The organism is Streptomyces sp. B93 (genome assembly GCF_018070565.1).
Classification (GTDB): domain Bacteria; phylum Actinomycetota; class Actinomycetes; order Streptomycetales; family Streptomycetaceae; genus Streptomyces.
The window spans coordinates 1-991 of the sequence record NZ_JAGPXL010000120.1 but is presented as its reverse complement, the minus strand read 5'-3'; the positions used below and the strand labels follow the sequence as shown (position 1 = coordinate 991).

The 991-nt window shown below is 72.1% G+C and carries 1 protein-coding gene; it reads left to right on the top strand.

The window, feature by feature from the left end; all coding sequences use genetic code 11:
* A partial coding sequence (moaA, locus tag KBY47_RS36195; protein ID WP_247695773.1) for a GTP 3',8-cyclase MoaA occupies positions 1-990 on the top strand: 990 nt, incomplete at its 5' end.
* Position 991: the final 1 nt, after the last annotated feature.

Below are 991 nucleotides of genomic sequence, written 5' to 3'. Positions count from 1 at the left end.
GTGCTCATCGACACCTACGGCCGGGTGGCCACCGACCTGAGGGTCTCGCTGACCGACCGGTGCAACCTGCGCTGCACGTACTGCATGCCGGAGGAAGGCCTTCAGTGGCTGGCCAAGCCGGATCTCCTCACGGACGACGAGATCGTGCGGCTGATCGACATCGCGGTCAGCTCGCTGGGCGTGCGGGAGGTGCGGTTCACCGGCGGTGAGCCGCTGCTGCGGCCCGGTCTGGTGGGCATCGTGGAGCGGGTGGCGGCGCTGGAGCCGCGTCCGCAGATGTCCCTGACGACCAACGGCATCGGCCTCAAGCGCACCGCGTCCGCGCTGAAGGCGGCGGGCCTCGACCGGGTGAACGTGTCGCTGGACACCCTGCGCCCGGAGGTCTTCAAGGCGCTCACCCGCCGCGACCGCCACCGCGACGTGCTGGAGGGCCTGTACGCGGCCCGTGCGGCGGGCCTCACCCCGGTCAAGGTCAACTCGGTGCTGATGCCGGGGCTGAACGAGGACGAGGCGCCCGAACTGCTGGCCTGGGCGGTGGAGCACGACTACGAGCTGCGCTTCATCGAGCAGATGCCGCTGGACGCGCAGCACGGCTGGAAGCGCGAGGGGATGATCACCGCCGGGGACATCCTGGCCTCGCTGCGGACCCGTTTCGAGCTGACCGCCGAGGGCTCCGAGGAGCGGGGCTCGGCCCCGGCGGAGCGCTGGCTGGTCGACGGCGGTCCGCACCGGGTGGGAGTGATCGCCTCGGTGACCCGCCCGTTCTGCCGGGCCTGCGACCGCACCCGGCTGACCGCCGACGGACAGGTCCGCACCTGTCTGTTCGCCACCGAGGAGACCGACCTCAGGGCCGCCCTGCGCTCGGACGCGCCGGACGAGGAGATCGCCCGGATCTGGAAGCTGGCGATGTGGGGGAAGAAGGCGGGCGCGGGGCTGGACGACCCGGCCTTCGTCCAGCCGGACCGCCCGATGTCCGCCATCGGCGGCTGAC